This is a genomic window from Pseudomonas sp. CFSAN084952 (assembly GCF_009648855.1).
Lineage (GTDB): Bacteria > Pseudomonadota > Gammaproteobacteria > Pseudomonadales > Pseudomonadaceae > Aquipseudomonas > Aquipseudomonas paracarnis.
In genome coordinates this window covers 5,046,621-5,063,464 of sequence record NZ_CP045767.1, presented here as the reverse complement: position 1 = coordinate 5,063,464, position 16,844 = coordinate 5,046,621, and the positions used below count along the sequence as shown (strand labels likewise).

21 protein-coding genes are annotated in these 16,844 nt (G+C 60.6%); 10 read left to right on the top strand and 11 right to left on the bottom strand.

What is annotated here, in order from left to right; all coding sequences use genetic code 11:
* Positions 1-72 precede the first annotated feature (72 nt).
* The 4 genes from ftsY (at position 73) to rpoH (ending at position 4,145) form a co-directional block, all read left to right on the top strand.
* Complete coding sequence (gene ftsY / locus GH769_RS23145) at positions 73-1,473, top strand: signal recognition particle-docking protein FtsY (protein ID WP_032902274.1); 1,401 nt, start codon at positions 73-75, stop codon at positions 1,471-1,473.
* Positions 1,470-2,141: a cell division ATP-binding protein FtsE gene (gene ftsE / locus GH769_RS23140; RefSeq protein WP_003195112.1), complete on the top strand. Its 672-nt coding sequence runs from the start codon at positions 1,470-1,472 to the stop codon at positions 2,139-2,141. Before ftsY ends, ftsE begins: the two co-directional genes overlap by 4 nt.
* Positions 2,138-3,160: a permease-like cell division protein FtsX gene (gene ftsX / locus GH769_RS23135; RefSeq protein ID WP_014720338.1), complete on the top strand. Its 1,023-nt coding sequence runs from the start codon at positions 2,138-2,140 to the stop codon at positions 3,158-3,160. The genes ftsE and ftsX overlap by 4 nt, the downstream gene beginning before the upstream one ends.
* Positions 3,161-3,290: 130 nt before the next feature.
* A complete protein-coding gene (gene rpoH / locus GH769_RS23130; protein WP_003176698.1) occupies positions 3,291-4,145 on the top strand; it encodes an RNA polymerase sigma factor RpoH in 855 nt (284 codons plus the stop codon).
* Positions 4,146-4,333: 188 nt separating this feature from the next.
* Here rpoH and mtgA read toward each other — a convergent pair whose 3' ends face one another.
* Entirely contained in the window at positions 4,334-5,056 is a 723-nt protein-coding gene (gene mtgA, locus GH769_RS23125) for a monofunctional biosynthetic peptidoglycan transglycosylase (protein ID WP_014720337.1), read from the bottom strand.
* A 74-nt stretch (positions 5,057-5,130) separates the two neighbouring features.
* Here mtgA and GH769_RS23120 point away from each other — a divergent pair, with 74 nt between their 5' ends.
* From GH769_RS23120 to trmB, 4 genes are all read left to right on the top strand, one after another.
* Positions 5,131-5,505 (top strand): DUF423 domain-containing protein, encoded by a 375-nt coding sequence (locus GH769_RS23120; protein WP_014720336.1) that lies wholly within the window; start codon positions 5,131-5,133, stop codon positions 5,503-5,505.
* Between the two features lie 79 nt (positions 5,506-5,584).
* On the top strand, positions 5,585-5,785 hold the full coding sequence (gene thiS / locus GH769_RS23115) for a sulfur carrier protein ThiS (RefSeq protein ID WP_019817757.1): 201 nt from the start codon (positions 5,585-5,587) through the stop codon (positions 5,783-5,785).
* Positions 5,786-5,839: 54 nt separating this feature from the next.
* Positions 5,840-6,634: a thiazole synthase gene (locus tag GH769_RS23110; protein ID WP_014720334.1), complete on the top strand. Its 795-nt coding sequence runs from the start codon at positions 5,840-5,842 to the stop codon at positions 6,632-6,634.
* Positions 6,635-6,643: 9 nt separating this feature from the next.
* Positions 6,644-7,369 (top strand): tRNA (guanosine(46)-N7)-methyltransferase TrmB, encoded by a 726-nt coding sequence (gene trmB / locus GH769_RS23105; RefSeq protein WP_003195101.1) that lies wholly within the window; start codon positions 6,644-6,646, stop codon positions 7,367-7,369.
* 138 nt (positions 7,370-7,507) lie between these two features.
* Here the strand turns inward: trmB and GH769_RS23100 are convergent, their stop codons facing one another.
* The 9 genes from GH769_RS23100 to GH769_RS23060 all read right to left on the bottom strand — a co-directional run bounded on the left by GH769_RS23100 (position 7,508) and on the right by GH769_RS23060 (position 14,274).
* Positions 7,508-7,831, bottom strand: a complete 324-nt coding sequence (locus tag GH769_RS23100; protein ID WP_003195099.1) for a DUF3392 domain-containing protein — start codon at positions 7,829-7,831, stop codon at positions 7,508-7,510.
* A gap of 19 nt (positions 7,832-7,850) precedes the next feature.
* Positions 7,851-9,053, bottom strand: coding sequence for a radical SAM family heme chaperone HemW (gene hemW / locus GH769_RS23095; RefSeq protein ID WP_032902275.1), 1,203 nt, complete (start codon positions 9,051-9,053; stop codon positions 7,851-7,853).
* On the bottom strand, positions 9,050-9,646 hold the full coding sequence (rdgB, locus tag GH769_RS23090) for an RdgB/HAM1 family non-canonical purine NTP pyrophosphatase (protein ID WP_032902276.1): 597 nt from the start codon (positions 9,644-9,646) through the stop codon (positions 9,050-9,052). Before rdgB ends, hemW begins: the two co-directional genes overlap by 4 nt.
* Positions 9,643-10,077, bottom strand: coding sequence for a DUF4426 domain-containing protein (locus tag GH769_RS23085; RefSeq protein ID WP_014720331.1), 435 nt, complete (start codon positions 10,075-10,077; stop codon positions 9,643-9,645). The genes rdgB and GH769_RS23085 overlap by 4 nt, the downstream gene beginning before the upstream one ends.
* A gap of 21 nt (positions 10,078-10,098) precedes the next feature.
* Positions 10,099-10,719, bottom strand: a complete 621-nt coding sequence (gene metW / locus GH769_RS23080; RefSeq protein ID WP_003195091.1) for a methionine biosynthesis protein MetW — start codon at positions 10,717-10,719, stop codon at positions 10,099-10,101.
* Between the two features lie 7 nt (positions 10,720-10,726).
* A complete protein-coding gene (locus tag GH769_RS23075) occupies positions 10,727-11,866 on the bottom strand; it encodes a homoserine O-acetyltransferase (RefSeq protein ID WP_020301923.1) in 1,140 nt (379 codons plus the stop codon).
* Positions 11,867-12,121: 255 nt separating this feature from the next.
* Positions 12,122-12,709 (bottom strand): YggT family protein, encoded by a 588-nt coding sequence (locus tag GH769_RS23070; RefSeq protein ID WP_003195087.1) that lies wholly within the window; start codon positions 12,707-12,709, stop codon positions 12,122-12,124.
* 25 nt (positions 12,710-12,734) lie between these two features.
* Positions 12,735-13,553: a pyrroline-5-carboxylate reductase gene (gene proC, locus GH769_RS23065; RefSeq protein ID WP_032902278.1), complete on the bottom strand. Its 819-nt coding sequence runs from the start codon at positions 13,551-13,553 to the stop codon at positions 12,735-12,737.
* Between the two features lie 34 nt (positions 13,554-13,587).
* Complete coding sequence (locus GH769_RS23060; protein WP_014720328.1) at positions 13,588-14,274, bottom strand: YggS family pyridoxal phosphate-dependent enzyme; 687 nt, start codon at positions 14,272-14,274, stop codon at positions 13,588-13,590.
* Between the two features lie 57 nt (positions 14,275-14,331).
* Here GH769_RS23060 and GH769_RS23055 point away from each other — a divergent pair, with 57 nt between their 5' ends.
* On the top strand, positions 14,332-15,366 hold the full coding sequence (locus GH769_RS23055; RefSeq protein WP_032902279.1) for a type IV pilus twitching motility protein PilT: 1,035 nt from the start codon (positions 14,332-14,334) through the stop codon (positions 15,364-15,366).
* Positions 15,367-15,514: 148 nt separating this feature from the next.
* Here the strand turns inward: GH769_RS23055 and GH769_RS23050 are convergent, their stop codons facing one another.
* A complete protein-coding gene (locus GH769_RS23050; RefSeq protein ID WP_003195078.1) occupies positions 15,515-16,153 on the bottom strand; it encodes a C40 family peptidase in 639 nt (212 codons plus the stop codon).
* Positions 16,154-16,402: 249 nt separating this feature from the next.
* Here GH769_RS23050 and GH769_RS23045 point away from each other — a divergent pair, with 249 nt between their 5' ends.
* Positions 16,403-16,831 carry a TM2 domain-containing protein gene (locus tag GH769_RS23045; protein ID WP_020301920.1) on the top strand — a complete coding sequence of 143 codons (429 nt, stop codon included), beginning with the start codon at positions 16,403-16,405 and terminating at the stop codon, positions 16,829-16,831.
* Positions 16,832-16,844 lie beyond the last annotated feature (13 nt).

Sequence of the window (16,844 nt, the reverse complement as noted above, 5' to 3'; positions counted from 1 at the left end):
AGTCTGTTACGCATCGAATTTTATTTACCGGCGCACCCTGTGGCGCGTCGCTACCTTGAGATAGCCGTCTCCATGTTTGGTTCCAACGACGACAAGAAGACCCCAGCTGCGGCTGGCGAGAAGAAAGGCCTGTTCGGATGGCTGCGCAAAAAGCCGCAGGAACCCGTCGTCGAACAGCCGCAGGTTCACGCTGAACCGACCCCTGAACCCGTAATAGAAGCCGAACCGGTTGCCGAGACGCCAGTTCCGGTGGTGTTACCGATGGCTGAGCCGGTGTTGCAGCCGGTCGTCGAGGCCGAGCCGGAACCTGAGCCTGAGCCTGAGCACAAGCCCTGGTTAGAGCTGCCCGTGGCCGAAGAACCCGTGGCATTGGTTGAGGATGTTCAGGCCGAGCACGTCGTGCCGCCGATTCCTGCAGTGGTTGAGCCGGCGCCGGTAGAGGTTGTGGCTGAAATACCGCCCGTCGTTGAAGTGTCCGCACCGGTTGTCGCTGCACCTGCCGCTATCGAGCCAGAGCCTGTCGTCGCCACCACCGAAACCAGCAAAACCGGATTCTTTGCACGCCTCAAGCAGGGCCTGAGCAAGACCAGCGCCAGTATTGGCGAAGGCATGGCCAGCCTGTTCCTGGGCAAGAAAGTCATTGATGACGAGTTGCTCGAAGACATCGAGACCCGCCTGCTCACCGCCGACGTGGGCGTCGAAGCCACCGCCGTGATCATCCAGAGCCTGACGCAGAAGGTCGCGCGCAAGCAGTTGACCGACGCCGATGCGCTGTACAAATCCCTGCAGGCTGAGCTGGCCGCCATGCTCAAACCGGTTGAAGCGCCGCTGGTGATCACGCCGAAAAAGCCGTTCGTCATCCTCGTTGTAGGGGTTAATGGCGCTGGCAAGACCACCACCATCGGCAAGCTGGCCAAGAAGCTGCAAGGTGAAGGCAAGAAAGTCATGCTCGCCGCCGGTGACACCTTCCGTGCCGCCGCCGTCGAGCAGTTGCAGGTGTGGGGCGAGCGCAACAAGATCCCGGTGATCGCCCAGCACACCGGCGCCGACTCGGCTTCGGTGATCTTCGATGCCGTGCAGGCCGCCAAGGCCCGTAACATTGACGTGCTGATCGCCGACACCGCCGGTCGCCTGCACACCAAAGACAACTTGATGGAAGAGCTGAAGAAAGTGCGCCGCGTGATCGGCAAGCTCGACGCCGATGCACCCCATGAAGTCCTGCTGGTGCTCGACGCCGGTACTGGCCAGAACGCCATCAGCCAGGCCAAGCAATTCAACCAGACGGTGCAGCTGACCGGCCTGGCATTGACTAAGCTCGACGGCACGGCCAAGGGCGGTGTGATTTTCGCCCTGGCCAAACAGTTCGGGTTGCCGATTCGTTATATCGGCGTCGGTGAAGGCATCGACGACCTGCGCACCTTTGAAGCCGAACCCTTTGTACAGGCACTGTTTGCCGAGCGGGAGCGTTCATGATTCGATTCGAACAGGTCGGTAAACGCTATGCCAACGGGCATGTGGGCTTGCATGAGCTGAGCTTTCGAGTGCGTCGCGGCGAATTCTTGTTTGTCACCGGCCATTCGGGCGCAGGCAAAAGTACGCTGTTGCGCCTGCTGCTGGCCATGGAACGCCCGACTACCGGCAAGTTGCTGCTGGCGGGCCAGGACCTGGCCACTATCAGCAATGCGCAAATTCCATTCCTGCGCCGCCAGATCGGCGTGGTGTTCCAGAACCACCAGTTGCTGTTCGACCGTACGGTGTTCAACAACGTGGCCCTGCCGTTGCAGATCCTCGGGCTGTCCAAGGCCGAGATCGTCAAACGCGTGGACTCGGCCCTGGAACGCGTGGCCTTGTCGGACAAGACCGACCTCTTCCCCGGCGACCTGTCCACCGGCCAGCAACAGCGTGTCGGTATCGCCCGCGCCATCGTCCATCGCCCGGCTTTGCTGCTGGCGGACGAGCCCACCGGTAACCTCGACCCGCGCCTGGCGGCCGAGATTATGGGGGTGTTCGAAGACATCAACCGCCTGGGCACCAGCGTCTTGATCGCCAGCCACGACCTGGCCCTGATTGCCCGCATGCGCCATCGCATGCTCACCCTGCAACGCGGCCGCCTGATCGGCGATGGGGAGGCTGGCGTATGAGTGCTACACGCAGCCCTAAAGTATCCGAACGGGTGGCTCCGAAGCCGGCCGACCCGCAACCGAAAAAGAAAAAACACGACGAAGACGACGGCCCGGACTTCGGCACCCTGGTGCACGCCTGGATCGAAAGCCACCGCGCCAGCCTGCTGGACAGCCTGCGTCGCCTGGGCAAGCAGCCGATCGGCAGCTTTTTCACCTGCCTGGTCATGGCCGTGGCCTTGAGCCTGCCGATGGGCTTGTCGCTGTTGCTTAATAACGTGGAGCGCCTGGGCGGTTCCTGGCAGCGGGCGGCGCAGATTTCGCTGTACCTGAACCTGGACACCAGCAGCAAGGAGGGCGAAGCGCTGCGTGACGACATCAAGAACATCCCGGGGGTAGCCGAGGCCGAGTACATCAGCCGCGACCAGGCTCTCGAAGAGTTCCAGCAGCAATCGGGCCTGGGCGAGGCGCTCAAGGAGCTGCCGCAGAACCCGCTGCCGGGCGTGGTGCTGGTAACGCCGAACGAGGTCGACAAGCCGGCGCTGGAAGCCCTGCGACAAAAACTCGCAGGGATGCCGAAGGTGCAACAGGCCCAACTTGATCTAGTCTGGGTAGAGCGCCTGGCCGCGATCCTCAAGCTGGGCGACCGCTTTGTGTTCGGCCTGACGGTGTTATTAGTGTCTGCATTACTTTTGGTGATAGGTAATACCATTCGTCTTCATATTGAAAACCGTCGCACCGAGATAGAAGTGATTAAACTGGTGGGCGGCACAGACAGCTATGTGCGTCGGCCTTTCCTGTACATGGGCGCGCTGTATGGCCTGGGTGCGGGGGTCTTGTCCTGGGGCGTACTGGCGTTTGGCCTGGATTGGTTGAACGACGCGGTTGTCGGCCTGGCGGGGCTCTACGGCAGTGATTTCGCGTTGGCCGGTGTGCCGGTAGCCGATGGTCTGAGTCTCTTGCTTGGCGCGGTGTTGTTGGGGTATATCGGTGCGTGGATTGCGGTGGCACGGCATTTACGTGAGCTGGCGCCGAAGTAGTTAATGCCAGATTAATGTGGTTTCGTTTGTATTGACCGTATCAGCGGTTTAGGGAACTTGTCCTACGGTTCCCAGGTCAATTTTCGCAGTGCTGAACTGCACGAGTTATGTGAGTCGGAGGTTTTTTCGTATGACCACTTCTTTGCAACCTGCTTATGCCTTGGTCCCGGGTGCGAACCTGGAAGCCTATGTGCACACGGTCAACAGCATTCCATTGCTGACGCCCGAGCAGGAGCGTGAACTGGCCGAGAGTCTCTACTATGAGCAGGATTTGGGGGCGGCTCGGCAGATGGTGCTCGCCCACCTGCGTTTTGTCGTACATATCGCCCGTAGCTATAGCGGTTACGGTCTGGCCCAGGCCGACCTGATTCAGGAAGGCAACGTAGGCCTGATGAAGGCTGTGAAGCGCTTCAACCCTGAAATGGGCGTGCGCCTGGTGTCGTTTGCCGTGCACTGGATCAAGGCGGAAATCCACGAGTTCATCCTGCGCAACTGGCGCATCGTGAAAGTGGCCACCACCAAGGCCCAGCGCAAGCTGTTCTTCAACCTGCGCAGCCAGAAAAAACGCCTGGCGTGGCTGAACAACGAAGAAGTCCACCGCGTGGCCGAAAGCCTCGGTGTGGAGCCCCGTGAAGTGCGCGAGATGGAAAGCCGCCTGACCGGCCATGACATGGCCTTCGACCCAGCCGCCGAAGCGGATGACGACAGCGCCTTCCAATCGCCGGCCAACTATCTGGAAGACCACCGGTACGATCCGGCGCGTCAACTGGAGGACGCCGACTGGAGCGACAACTCCAACCACAACCTGCACGAAGCGCTGGAAGTGCTGGACGACCGCAGCCGTGACATTCTCTACCAGCGTTGGCTGGCAGAAGAAAAAGCCACGCTGCACGACCTGGCGCAGAAGTACAACGTGTCGGCAGAGCGGATTCGTCAGCTTGAGAAAAGCGCGATGAACAAGCTGAAGTTGTCGATCGCCGCTTAAAACGCAGCGAACAAAAAATGCCCCGGTCGAAAGATCGGGGCATTTTTGTATGTGTTCGAAAAGTCTCAAGTACAACTCGGTTTAATGTGGGAGCTGGCTTGCCTGCGATGAGGCCGTGTCAGATGAAGCATGGGTTACTGACCCACCGCTATCGCAGGCAAGCCAGCTCCCACAGGTCTCGTATTGTGTCAGTCGGACCAGGGTGCCTTTCGAGAGTTGTTCAGCTCCACCAGGTAACCCTCCCCACCCAACTGGCTCATCTGCTGGCGAATCCACGCCGCTCGCCGTGCCACATAGGCGGTCGGATGACTGGCACTCCACACCCGTGGATTGGGCAACACCGCCGCCAGGTAACTGGCCTGCTGCCGCGAAAGCCCCTTGGCACTTACGCCAAAATGGTGCCGCGCCGCCGCCTCTGCGCCAAACACACCTTCATCCCATTCCACGCTGTTGAGGTACACCTCAAGAATCCGCTGCTTGGGCCATAACACTTCGATCAAACCGGTAAACCACGCCTCCAGGCCTTTGCGCAAATAGCTGCGCCCGGCCCACAGGAACAGGTTTTTCGACACCTGTTGGCTCAAGGTGCTGGCACCGCGAATCGAGCCGCCGCGTTCGTTGTGCAGAATCGCCGCCTGGATCGCGCCGAAATCAAAACCCCAATGTTGCGGGAAGCGCTGGTCTTCACCGGCCATCACCGCCACTTTAAGGTCGTCGGAGATTTCATCCCACGGCACCCAGCTGCGTTGCAGGTCGATAGGCTCACCGTCAACCCAGGACTCGACCTTGCGCTCCACCATCAGCGCAGTGAACGGTGGCGGCACCACACGAAACAGCAGCACCAGCAACACACTGCCGATGGCAAACCATTTCACGACGTTGAGAAAGCGTTTGAAGAGGACACGCAGCATAGAGATGGCTTGGCCGAACCCGTTGAGCGGGCCATTATACAGACCCTGCCCGATGAGTCTGACTGGAGTTCCCCATGCTGCGTAGCTTTCTGATGCTGGCTGCCTTTTTCGGCTTTACCGGCGTTGCGCTGGGCGCTTTCGCCGCCCACGGCCTGAAAAACCGCCTGAGCGCCGACTACCTGGCGATCTTCCATACCGGCGTGACCTACCAGTTGGTGCATGCCCTGGCACTGTTCGGCGTGGCCTTGCTGGCGGCGCATATTCCGGGCCGGTTGGTCACCTGGGCGGGTATTTCGTTTACCGTCGGTATCCTGCTGTTCTCGGGCAGCCTGTATGTGCTGACGATGACCGGCATCAGTAAACTGGGGATCATCACGCCGTTTGGCGGGCTGGCGTTCCTGCTCGGCTGGTTCTTCCTGGGCCTGGCGGCGTGGCGTTTGCAGCTTTGACCGCTTGACGCTTGGAGCTGACCTTCAGGTTCCAATCGCGCTAGAATGCGGGCCCCTAAAAACGATGGCGGCCCGTGGCATGCGCATTCAGTTGAACGGCGAACCCTTTGAACTGCCCGACGGCGAAACCGTTGCGGCCCTGCTGACCCGTCTGGACCTGACCGGGCGTCGCGTCGCAGTGGAGCTCAACCTGGATATCGTCCCGCGTAGCCAGCACGCCGAGACTGTGCTCACCGAAGGTGACCAGATCGAAGTGGTCCACGCCATCGGCGGCGGCTAGCCCGCCACGGCCGCAACGCATTCTGCAGAACCTCATCCAACCAGAGGATTTCCCATGAGCATCGTTCGTAGCGACAAGCCTTTCGTCCTGGCCGGTCGTACCTACCAGTCCCGTCTGCTGGTCGGCACCGGCAAGTACCGCGACATGGAAGAAACCCGCCTGGCCATCGAAGCCTCGGGTGCCGAGATCGTCACCTTCGCCGTACGCCGCACCAACCTCGGCCAGATCGAGGGCGAGCCGAACTTGCTCGAAGTGCTGTCGCCGGAGCGCTACACCTTTTTGCCAAACACTGCTGGCTGCTACGACGCCATCGAAGCCGTGCGCACCTGCCGCCTGGCCCGTGAGCTGCTCGACGGCCACAACCTGGTGAAGCTGGAAGTGCTGGCCGACCAGAAAACCCTGTTCCCCAATGTGATCGAAACCCTCAAGGCCGCCGAGACCTTGGTCAAGGAAGGCTTCGACGTGATGGTCTACACCAGCGATGACCCGATCATCGCCCGTCAGTTGGCAGAAATCGGCTGCATCGCGGTGATGCCGCTGGCTGGTCTGATCGGTTCCGGCCTGGGCATCTGCAATCCGTATAACCTGCAGATCATCCTCGAAGAAGCCAAGATCCCGGTATTGGTGGATGCGGGTGTGGGCACTGCCTCCGATGCGACCATCGCCATGGAACTGGGCTGCGACGCGGTGCTGATGAACTCGGCCATTGCCCATGCCCAGCAACCAATCATGATGGCCCAAGCCATGAACCACGCCATCGTCGCGGGCCGCCTGGCCTACCTCGCCGGGCGCATGCCGAAAAAACTCTATGCCAGCGCCTCTTCGCCGCTGGATGGTCTGATCAAGTAAGAGCTATTGATGACTGAATCAAACGAAACGCCGAACACCGTGGAAGAGGGCGACGAGTCCAAGCACCGCCGCATCAAGAGTTTTGTGATGCGCGCCGGCCGCATGACCGAAGGCCAGCAAAAGGGCCTGGAACAGGGCACGCCGCTGTTCGTACTGCCCCTGGCCGATGCGCCGGTGGACTATGACCAAGTGTTCGGCCGTTCGGCCCCGCGCTCCCTGGAAATCGGTTTCGGCATGGGCCATTCCCTGCTGGAAATGGCCGCAGCCGCGCCGGAGCAGGATTTCATCGGTGTGGAAGTGCACCGCCCAGGCGTCGGCGCACTGCTCAACGGTGTGCTGACCCAAGGCCTGAAAAACCTGCGGGTCTACGACTGCGACGCGATTGAAGTGCTCAACCGCTGCATCGCCGACAACAGCCTCGACCGCCTGATGCTGTTCTTCCCCGACCCATGGCACAAGGCTCGTCACCACAAGCGCCGTATCGTCCAGGCGTCTTTCGCAGAGCTGGTGCGCAGCAAGCTGAAAGTGGGCGGCATCCTGCACATGGCCACCGACTGGGAACCGTACGCGGAATACATGCTGGAAGTGATGAACGTCGCACCTGGCTACCGCAACCTGGCCGAAGACGGCAAATGCGTGCCACGCCCGGCCGAGCGGCCGATCACCAAGTTCGAACGCCGTGGCGAGCGGTTGGGGCATGGGGTGTGGGATTTGAAGTTCGAGAAGCTGGCTTAAACAGTCATCCGCTTGAAACGCAATCAAATGTGGGAGCTGGCTTGCCTGCGATAACATCACCTCGGTATCACTGATACACCTAGGTGTCTGTATCGCAGGCAAGCCAGCTCCCACATGTGTTTTGTAGTGCCTGCTGGGTCAGCGGCGGTCTGCTACCACGCCAATCAACACCAGCACCACGATCAACACCGGCGCCAGGCTGTAGTTATTGAACTGGCTCAATCCCCGCACAATCCACGGCGTAGCGTAGATCAACGCCGCACCACTGCCGATCAGGCACAGCAGGGCCATCAAGGGTACGCGTAAGGCGCCGGCGATGCTGCCCAGGCGTGCTTCGACCCAGCCCTTGATGTCGGCGCCGAACAGCACCAGCAAACAGCCCACAAGGGCCAACGAGATTTCCGACAGGTTGCTACGGCTCCAGCGGGATACGGTGGCGAGCAGGTCGAGTACCAGATCCATTCGATTTCCTTAAGAGCTATCAGCTCAAAAACTTCTGCAACAGGTCATTGAGAAAGAGTTGCCCGCGGTCGGTGGCCGCCAGGCGTGACGGTTCGACCTGCATTAATCCACTTTGTTCTGCGTCGCGGCGGCCTTCATCGAGGCTTGCCAGGTCAAGGCCGGTGCGCTCGGCGTAGAGCTTGGCATCAACCCCTTCGGTGAGGCGCAGCGCGTTCATCAGGAACTCGAACGGCAGTTCATCGTTGGTCAGTTCTTTCGCGCCGGCCTGGAAGCTTTTGGCCGGGTTGAGGTAGTCCTTCGGTGCACGGGTTTTCCAGGTGCGGATGATGCGCCCGTCCGGGTGGCTGAGCTTGCCGTGGGCGCCGGCGCCTATGCCGATAAAGTCGCCAAAGCTCCAGTAATTGAGGTTATGCCGCGCCGGCCGCCCCGGTTGGGCGTAGGCCGAGACTTCATATTGTGCGTAACCGTGTTCGGCGAGCAGTGCCTGGCCGGCTTCCTGGATATCCCACAGCGTGTCGTCTTCCGGCAGCGCGGGTGGCTGGTTCCAGAACACGGTATTGGGTTCCAGGGTCAGTTGGTACCAGGACAGGTGCGTGGGCTTGAGTGCAATGGCCTGGCGCAGGTCGCCCAAGGCGTCCTCCAGGGACTGGTTGGGCAAGCCGTGCATCAAATCCAGGTTGAAATTATCGAACCCAGCCTGACGCGCCATACCGGCTGCGCGCACGGCTTCATCGCCATTGTGGATGCGGCCCAGAGCTTCAAGCTTCTCTTGCTGGAAGCTCTGGATGCCGATGGACAGGCGATTGATCCCCAGCTTGCGGTACGCCACGAACTTCTCTTGTTCGAACGTCCCGGGGTTGGCTTCCAGGGTGATCTCGATATCGTCGGTAAACGGGATACGCGTTTGAACGCCCTTGAGCAGGCGGCCCAGTGCAGCAGCGCTGAACAGGCTGGGCGTGCCGCCGCCAAAGAAGATCGAACTCAGTTTACGGCCATACACGGCGTGCAGGTCTTGGTCCAGGTCGGCCAGCAGGGCGTCCACGTACTCTTCTTCCGGCAGCACTTTGCTGGCGGTGTGGGAGTTGAAGTCGCAATACGGGCATTTGCGCACGCACCACGGGATATGGATGTACAGCGCCAGGGGCGGCAGATGGGGCAGGGCCGCCCGTGGTGTTTGCGCGCCACCGTGGATCAGCGGCTGCGCAGAGGTGTTCTGGGTCATTTCAAGCCCAGGCGCTGGCGCAGCAACGCCATGGCGCGGGCGCGGTGGCTGATCTGGTTCTTGTCGGCCGGGCTCAGTTCGGCGCTGGAGACATTGCGCTCCGGCACCCAGAACAGCGGGTCATAGCCAAACCCATGCTCACCGCTGGCGGCTTGCAGGATGCGCCCTTGCCACAGGCCTTCACACAGAATCGGCAACGGGTCATCGGCATGCCGCACCAGGGCCAGCACGCAGACGAACTGCGCACCACGCTCGGCCTCCGGCACGTCCTTGAGGGCGTCGAGCAGCTTGGCGTTGTTGGCTGCGTCGCCCTTGCCGTCGGCGTAACGGGCGGAGTAGATGCCAGGGGCGCCGCCGAGGAAGTCCACGGCCAGGCCCGAATCATCCGCTAGGGCCGGCAGGCCAGAGATACGCGCAGCATTGCGGGCCTTGAGGATGGCATTCTCGACGAACGACAGGCCGGTCTCTTCCGGTTCGACCTGGCTGAACTCGCCAATCGAACGCAGGTGCACAGACTCACCGAGCATGGCTTGCAGTTCTTTGAGTTTGCCGGCGTTGTGGCTGGCGAGTACGAGTTGGGTAAGGTTCATCATTCGGCCGGGAACAGTTCTTGGTTGAATTGGAAACCGTGGGCCTTGCCGCCGGTTTCAACGTTGATGGTAAACGTCTTGTATTCCCGCTGGGTCACCGAGTAGGGCGCGAGGTAGCTGATGCCGCTTTTCTCTTCGATCTGCTTGAACGTCAGGATCTCGCTCTTGCCGCCCAAATCCTTGACCGTGCCAGTGACTTGCGCGGCCACCGGGCTTACGCCCTTGATCACGGTCACGTTGATCAACCCCTTCTCCTTGCTGCGCACCACACCGACTTTTTGGGCGGTCTCAGCGGGCAGGAAGCTTGAAGTGAAGGTGTTGTAATGAACGGTGATATCGCCGAAGTCTTTTTTGCGATTAGCGTCGATAGCGTCGGCGGCCATGGCGCTGGCGCCCAGGCATGCGGTCAATAGAAAAATAGCCAAACGACTCATGAACGTCCCTCTTGAAGATGATTAGACGGCAACTTTGTGGTCGGTCAGGCCAGGGCTGCTGACCCGGTAGATACCAATTTCGCCCAACAGGTTGGGCCATAGCTTACTCGCCCAGCCGTGGCGGTGCTGTTGATCGACGGCAAGGCGGTTGATCACCTTGGCTTCACGCTCGCCACACAGGGCTTCGAAGTCTTCGAAGGTGCAGAAGTGGATGTTCGGCGTGTTGTACCAGGTGTACGGCAGGAAGTCGGAGACCGGCATGCGCCCCTTGGTGGCCAGGTACCAGCGGCAGCGCCAGTGGCCAAAGTTGGGAAAGGTGATGATGCATTGGCGGCCCACGCGCAGCATTTCGTCGAGGATGCGGTCCGGGTAGTGCACCGCTTGCAGGGCTTGGGTCATCACCACGATATCGAAGCTGTTGCTGGCAAAGTTGCCCAGGCCCTTGTCCAGGTCCTGCTCGATCACGTTGATGCCCTTGGCCACGCACTGGGCGATGTTATCCGGGTCGTTTTCCAGGCCGTAGCCGGTGACTTGCTTGTGGTCACGCAGCCAGCTCAGCAATTCGCCATCGCCGCAGCCCAGGTCGAGCACGCGGCTGCCGGCGGGGATCCAGTCTTGGATGATTTCCAGGTCGGCTCTCATGGCGTTCTCACAGTGCGATTCGGTTCATGTAGTTGCTAAAGGCCTGCAGGTAACGCGGGATCGGAATCAGGAAGGCGTCGTGGCCTTGCGGTGCATCGATCTCCAGGTAGCAGACGTCTTTCTTGGCGGCCATCAGGGCATCCACCAGCTCACGGGAGCGTGCCGGCGAAAAGCGCCAGTCGGTGGTGAACGACATCACGCAGAACTGGGCCGTGGCGTGCTCGAAGGTTTTTGCCAGGTCGTCATCGTGGTTGGCGGCCGGGTCGAAGTAGTCCAGAGCCTTGGTCATCAGTAGGTAGGTGTTGGCGTCAAAGCGCCCCGAGAATTCCTCGCCCTGATAACGCAGGTAGCTTTCCACCTGGAACTCGACGCTGTGGAAGTCGTAGTTGAGCTTCTCGCTCTTTAGGCCACGGCCGAATTTCTCGCCCATGGAATCGTCGGACAGGTAAGTGATGTGGCCGACCATCCGCGCCAGCATCAAGCCGCGCTTGGGGATCACGCCCGCTTCCTGGAACGAACCGCCGTGGAACTCGGGGTCGGTGAGGATCGCCTGGCGCGCCACTTCGTTGAAGGCGATGTTCTGCGCCGACAACTTGGGCGCCGAGGCGATGGCCAGGCAATGACGCACGCGGTCTGGGTAAGTGATGGTCCATTGCAGGGCCTGCATGCCGCCCAGGCTGCCACCAATCACGGCGGCCCACTGGCTGATGCCCAGCAGGTCGGCGAGGCGTGCCTGGCTGTGCACCCAGTCCTCTACCGTCAGCACTGGGAAGTCGGCGCCGAACGGTTTGCCGGTTTCCGGGTTGAGGCTGCTGGGGCCGGTGGAGCCGTTGCAGCCGCCGAGGTTGTTCAGGCTGACCACAAAGAACTTATTGGTGTCGATGGGCTTGCCGGGGCCGATGCAACTGTCCCACCAGCCGGGCTTGCGGTCGTCAACGCTATGGAAGCCGGCGGCGTGATGATGGCCGGATAAGGCATGGCAGATCAGCACGGCATTGCTCGCCGTGGCGTTCAGTTGGCCATAGGTTTCGTAGATCAGGTCGTAGGCTGGCAACGAACGGCCGCAGGCCAGGGCCAGGGGTTCGCTGAAATGCGCCACTTGTGGCACGACCAGTCCAACAGAATCGGGGGGGAAGGCAGCTGGCATCGACCCTGCTCTCGTTTAAATGAGGCGTAAGTCTAAAGAGCGGGGACCCTAGCGGCAAGCAATGGTCGGGGGTTAGCGTGATCGTTCCCACGCTCTGCGTGGGAATGCCTCTTGGGACGCTCTGCGTCCTGCCCTGGTGACGCGGAGCGTCACGGGCTGCATTCCCACGCAGAGCGTGGGAATGATCAGCACAAGCCATGCTATCGCAGACAAGCCAGCTCCCACACAAGCCAACTCCCATAGGGGCTACGGCATTCAGATCAGGCCAAACAACTCTTTTGGCATGTAAGCAAAGTAGGCCAGGCGCGGAATCACCCAGCTTTGCAGCAACTGAATCACGATAAACGCGAAGATCGGCGAGATATCCAGGCCACCCAGGTTCGGAATCAGGCGACGGAAGGGTGCCAGCACGGGCTCGGTGATCTGAGCCACCAATTCGGCACCTGGGCTACGGCTGCCCGGTGCGACCCAGGAGAGGATCACGCTGATGATCATCGACCAGAAAATGATCTTCAGGAACAGCGAGAAAATCCCGATCAGGCCCCATGGCAACAGCAGGACGGTGAAGGCCTGGTAGCCATTGAGCATCAGGATCACCACGAACAGCAGGATTTGCAGCAGCAACGCCAGCACCAGCGACGACATGTCCAGGCCGAACAGGCTCGGGATCACTCGGCGCAGCGGCTTGAGCAGTGGTTGGGTGGCCTTCACCACGAACTGGCACAGCGGGTTGTAGAAGTTTGCACGCACCAGTTGCAGGATAAAGCGCATCAGCACGATCAGCAGGTACAAGCTGCCCAGGGTCTGGATGATGAAAATGGCAGCGTCATTGATTCCGAGCATGTTTGATTACCTTGGTAAGGGACGACTATTTGCCCAGTTGCTCAGCCATCTCGGCTGAACGATGTGCGGCGGCACCCAGTGCTGTTTCCACCAGGGCTTCAAAGCCCCCGGCCTGGAACGACTCGATAGCCGCTTGTGTGGTGCCACCGGGCGAGGTGACGCGACGGCGCAGTTCGGCGGCATCCACCTCGCTGCCGACCGCCATTTTCGCGGCGCCCAGGGCGGTTTGCTCCGCCAGTTGCTCGGCCACGTCGTGGGGCAGGCCCAGCTTGACACCGGCGGCGGTCATGGCCTCGATCAGCAGGAAGAAGTAGGCCGGGCCACTACCGGAAACGGCGGTAACCGCATCCAGTTGCTGTTCCTGCTCCAGCCACACGGCGATGCCCACCGCAGACAGCAGTTCCTGGGCCTGGTCACGTTGCTGCGCGGTGACTTCGCCGGTGGCATACAAACCGCTGACGCCCTGGCGCAGCAGCGCCGGGGTGTTGGGCATGCAGCGCACGATGGGCTGGGCGCCGAGCCAGTTGGTCATGCTGGCGCAGGTGATGCCAGCGGCAATCGACACCACCAATTGGTGAGGTTGCAGACTCGGGCGCAGGCTCTCGCACACAGCCTTCATGGCCTGGGGCTTGACCGCCAGCACGATCACATCGACGCCGTGGATGGCCTCGGCATTATCAGCGAAGGTCTGGATGCCGTGTTCGGCGCTGACGCGCTCGCGGGTCTCGGCGCCCGGGTCGCTGGCGCGGATCTGCTCGGCGTCCAGGCCCTTGGCCCGCAGGCCACCGATCAGGCTGGCCGCCATGTTACCGGCGCCGATAAAGGCAATACGCGTGTTGCTCATGACAGGTCCTTATTTTCGAGGGATGTCAGCCATTTCACGGCTGGCCGTAGTCGCGGGCGCCAAACAGCGCGGTACCGATCCGCACCCAGGTGGCGCCTTGGGCAATGGCCGACTCAAGGTCGTGGCTCATGCCCATGGAAAGTGTGTCCAGCGCCAGGTTCAAGCTGGCTTGCAGGTCGCGCACCGTGGCAAACGCCGCATCCTGCTCTGCCCGATCTTCAGTCGGCTCGGGAATCGCCATCAAGCCCCGCAGCTTCAAGCGCGGCAGGGCGCTGATCGCCGTGGCCAGGGCCGGCAGGTCGGCGGGTGTGCAGCCGGACTTGCTGGCTTCGCCACTGACATTGACCTGAATGCAGATATTGAGCGGCGGCAGGTCGGCCGGGCGTTGTTCGGACAGGCGTTGTGCGATTTTCAGGCGGTCCACGGAATGCACCCAAGCGAAGTGCTCGGCGATAGCGCGAGTCTTGTTCGATTGAATGGGGCCGATGAAGTGCCAACTCAAGGGCAGGTCGGTTAAATCCGCCTGTTTGCCCAGGGCTTCCTGCAGGTAGTTTTCGCCAAAGTCGCGCAGCCCGGCGGCATAGGCTTCGCGCACTGCCTGCGCGGGTTTGGTCTTGCTCACGGCCAGCAGGTGGATGCTGCTTGCGTCACGTTGCACGGCGTCGGCTGCGGCGCGGATGCGCTGGCTAACCAGGCCGATGTTGTCTGCTATCGTCGACATTCAAGATGCGCCCGTGGATATGGAGTCCGCGGCATTCTACTGGAAATGGAAAGCCCTATGGATATCACGCAATTGCTGACGGCCAGCGTAAGCCGAGGCGCCTCAGACCTGCATCTGTCAGCTGGCCTGGCACCGATGCTGCGCATTGATGGCGAGGTTTGGCCGCTGGATGGGCCAGCGCTGAACGCTACCCAAGTGGTCGACTTATTGAGCCCGTTGCTGAATAAACATCAACAAAAGGATTTCGAAACATCTCTTGAAACGGATTTTGCCTTCGAATTGCCAGGCGTCGCCCGGTTCCGGGCGAACGTGTTCCGCCAGGATCGCGGCGTGGGTGCAGTGTTCCGGGCTATTGCGACTGAGGTCCAGAGCCTGGAGGCGCTGGGATTGGGCGAGGTGTTCCAGCGTATCGCCCGCCTTCCTCGCGGCCTGGTGCTCGTGACCGGGCCCACCGGCTCGGGCAAGTCCACGACCCTGGCGGCGATGATCGACGACCTCAACCGGCATCGACGCCAGCATATCCTCACGCTGGAAGACCCCATCGAGTTTATCCACAGGCCGAAACTGGCGCTGGTCAACCAGCGCCAGGTGCATCGTGACACCCACAGTTTCTCGGTGGCCCTGCGTTCAGCCCTGCGAGAAGACCCGGATGTGATCCTGGTGGGTGAATTGCGCGATCTGGAAACCATCCGCCTTGCGCTGACGGCGGCAGAGACCGGGCACCTGGTGTTCGGCACTCTGCACACCTCGTCGGCGGCAAAGACGATAGACCGGCTGGTGGACGTCTTCCCGGCCGGGGAAAAGGCCATGGTCCGCTCGATGCTGTCGGAGTCGTTGCAGGCGGTGGTCTCTCAGGTGTTGGTGAAGAAGGTGGGCGGTGGGCGTGTGGCCGCCCATGAAATCATGCTGGGTACGCCGGCGATTCGTAACTTGATCCGTGAGGACAAGGTGGCGCAGATGGTTTCGGCAATTCAGACCGGTGGGGCGTTGGGGATGAAGACCCTGGATATGAGTTTGAAGGCGTTGGTGGGCGCGGGCCTGGTCAGTCGGGAAGAGGCGCGGGAGAAGGCGAGGGTGCCGGCAGATATCTAAAACGCACAGATACACAATGTGGGAGCTGGCTTGCCTGCGATAGCGGACTGTCAGGCACTCTGTCTGCCAACTGACACACCGTCATCGCAGGCAAGCCAGCTCCCACATTTGATTGCATTTCAAAGGGGGAGCTTCAGTGGTGCCTGGCTTAGCGCTGCACGATCCGCAGGTTGCTGTTCTGCTCTTTAGGCAGTACCCGCTTGGCAATCACGTAGTTCTTGTCCCAGAACGGCTTTTTCAGCGTGTCGATGCTCACCGACTTGCCACGGCGCGGTGCGTGAATAAAGCGGTCATTGCCCAGGTAGATGGCAACGTGGTTCACCTGGCGGCTCTTCAACTTGAAGAACAACAGATCGCCCGGCTTCAGGTCTTTGCGGTCAACCTTCAACCCATGGCCGGCCGCCATGGCGTTGGAGGTGCGTGGCAGGTCCACCGCTTTTACATCGTTAAATGCATATTTCACCAGCCCGCTGCAGTCGAACCCTTTACTTGGGCTGCTGCCGCCCCAACGATAAGGTGTACCGAGCACGTTGACGGCACGGCTCAAGACGTTGCTGCTTTGCTTGGTGTTCACGGCCAGCTGGGTGGAAAGCACTTTGCCGTGGGCCTTGCTCAGTTGAGTCGGGCGGCTGACGGTCGGCTTTGCCGCTTTGGCAGTGCTGGGCGTGCTATGGACTTTAGGGGTGAAACCGTTAACGTTCGGAAGTCGTTGCTCACGATTGGTGGCGTGGGCGGCCAGTGGCATTAATAGGCAAATGGTTAGCCATGTCTTGAAAAATGGTCGCATTAGGCGTGGCTCTTATGGGTTTGCGCGCAACTTTATAACAGCTTTTTGTGCTGTTCTCAGGCCGTTTGTCGACTGAACCTTGGGGTCAAATTCAGGAAAAACGCGACGATTCGCCGCAATTGTCCTACACAAGGCAGGCGGTACAAGGCTTTGAGGGCAGGAAGATACCATTTACCGTACGTCGGGCGCCCGTAAAAAAGTCACAAAGAAAATGAAAAAATTTATCTATCGACGCAAAAGAGGTCCTTCATGAACACCTATCAACAGGTTGGTCAGCAGCACGACACCCACAGTAAGGCGATTGGTTACCTACTGTGGATTTTCGGTTTTACCGGGGCTCATCGCTTCTATTACGGCAAGCCGGTGACCGGTACGATCTGGTTTTTCACCTTCGGCTTGCTGGGTATTGGCTGGCTGATCGACTTGTTCCTGATCCCGGCCATGGACCGTGAAGCCGACCTGCGTTTTACCGCTGGGCCCATTGAATACAACGTGGCCTGGATTCTGTTGGCGTTCCTGGGGGTGTTTGGTGTGCACCGTATGTATCAGGGCAAATGGATCACCGGCCTGATCTACCTGCTGACCGGCGGTTTGTTCCTGATCGGGGTGCTCTATGACTTCTGGACGCTGAACACGCAGATCTCGATCCGCAATGCCGAGCGCAACAGCGGGCGCTGAGCACTGATCGTTC

Excerpts from the sequence above, each read along its gene's own strand:
- mtgA (WP_014720337.1), bottom strand. The coding sequence starts at position 5,056 with ATGCTGCGTGTCCTCTTCAAACGCTTTCTCAACGTCGTGAAATGGTTT.
- rdgB (WP_032902276.1), bottom strand. The coding sequence starts at position 9,646 with ATGATGAACCTTACCCAACTCGTACTCGCCAGCCACAACGCCGGCAAA.
- ftsY (WP_032902274.1), top strand. The coding sequence starts at position 73 with ATGTTTGGTTCCAACGACGACAAGAAGACCCCAGCTGCGGCTGGCGAG.
- hemW (WP_032902275.1), bottom strand. The coding sequence starts at position 9,053 with ATGACCCAGAACACCTCTGCGCAGCCGCTGATCCACGGTGGCGCGCAA.
- GH769_RS23050 (WP_003195078.1), bottom strand. The coding sequence starts at position 16,153 with ATGCGACCATTTTTCAAGACATGGCTAACCATTTGCCTATTAATGCCA.
- ftsE (WP_003195112.1), top strand. The coding sequence starts at position 1,470 with ATGATTCGATTCGAACAGGTCGGTAAACGCTATGCCAACGGGCATGTG.
- thiS (WP_019817757.1), top strand. The coding sequence starts at position 5,585 with ATGCGCATTCAGTTGAACGGCGAACCCTTTGAACTGCCCGACGGCGAA.
- GH769_RS23060 (WP_014720328.1), bottom strand. The coding sequence starts at position 14,274 with ATGTCGACGATAGCAGACAACATCGGCCTGGTTAGCCAGCGCATCCGC.
- proC (WP_032902278.1), bottom strand. The coding sequence starts at position 13,553 with ATGAGCAACACGCGTATTGCCTTTATCGGCGCCGGTAACATGGCGGCC.
- GH769_RS23055 (WP_032902279.1), top strand. The coding sequence starts at position 14,332 with ATGGATATCACGCAATTGCTGACGGCCAGCGTAAGCCGAGGCGCCTCA.
- metW (WP_003195091.1), bottom strand. The coding sequence starts at position 10,719 with ATGAGAGCCGACCTGGAAATCATCCAAGACTGGATCCCCGCCGGCAGC.
- ftsX (WP_014720338.1), top strand. The coding sequence starts at position 2,138 with ATGAGTGCTACACGCAGCCCTAAAGTATCCGAACGGGTGGCTCCGAAG.
- GH769_RS23075 (WP_020301923.1), bottom strand. The coding sequence starts at position 11,866 with ATGCCAGCTGCCTTCCCCCCCGATTCTGTTGGACTGGTCGTGCCACAA.
- GH769_RS23070 (WP_003195087.1), bottom strand. The coding sequence starts at position 12,709 with ATGCTCGGAATCAATGACGCTGCCATTTTCATCATCCAGACCCTGGGC.
- GH769_RS23120 (WP_014720336.1), top strand. The coding sequence starts at position 5,131 with ATGCTGCGTAGCTTTCTGATGCTGGCTGCCTTTTTCGGCTTTACCGGC.
- GH769_RS23100 (WP_003195099.1), bottom strand. The coding sequence starts at position 7,831 with ATGGATCTGGTACTCGACCTGCTCGCCACCGTATCCCGCTGGAGCCGT.
- rpoH (WP_003176698.1), top strand. The coding sequence starts at position 3,291 with ATGACCACTTCTTTGCAACCTGCTTATGCCTTGGTCCCGGGTGCGAAC.
- GH769_RS23110 (WP_014720334.1), top strand. The coding sequence starts at position 5,840 with ATGAGCATCGTTCGTAGCGACAAGCCTTTCGTCCTGGCCGGTCGTACC.
- GH769_RS23085 (WP_014720331.1), bottom strand. The coding sequence starts at position 10,077 with ATGAGTCGTTTGGCTATTTTTCTATTGACCGCATGCCTGGGCGCCAGC.
- GH769_RS23045 (WP_020301920.1), top strand. The coding sequence starts at position 16,403 with ATGAACACCTATCAACAGGTTGGTCAGCAGCACGACACCCACAGTAAG.
- trmB (WP_003195101.1), top strand. The coding sequence starts at position 6,644 with ATGACTGAATCAAACGAAACGCCGAACACCGTGGAAGAGGGCGACGAG.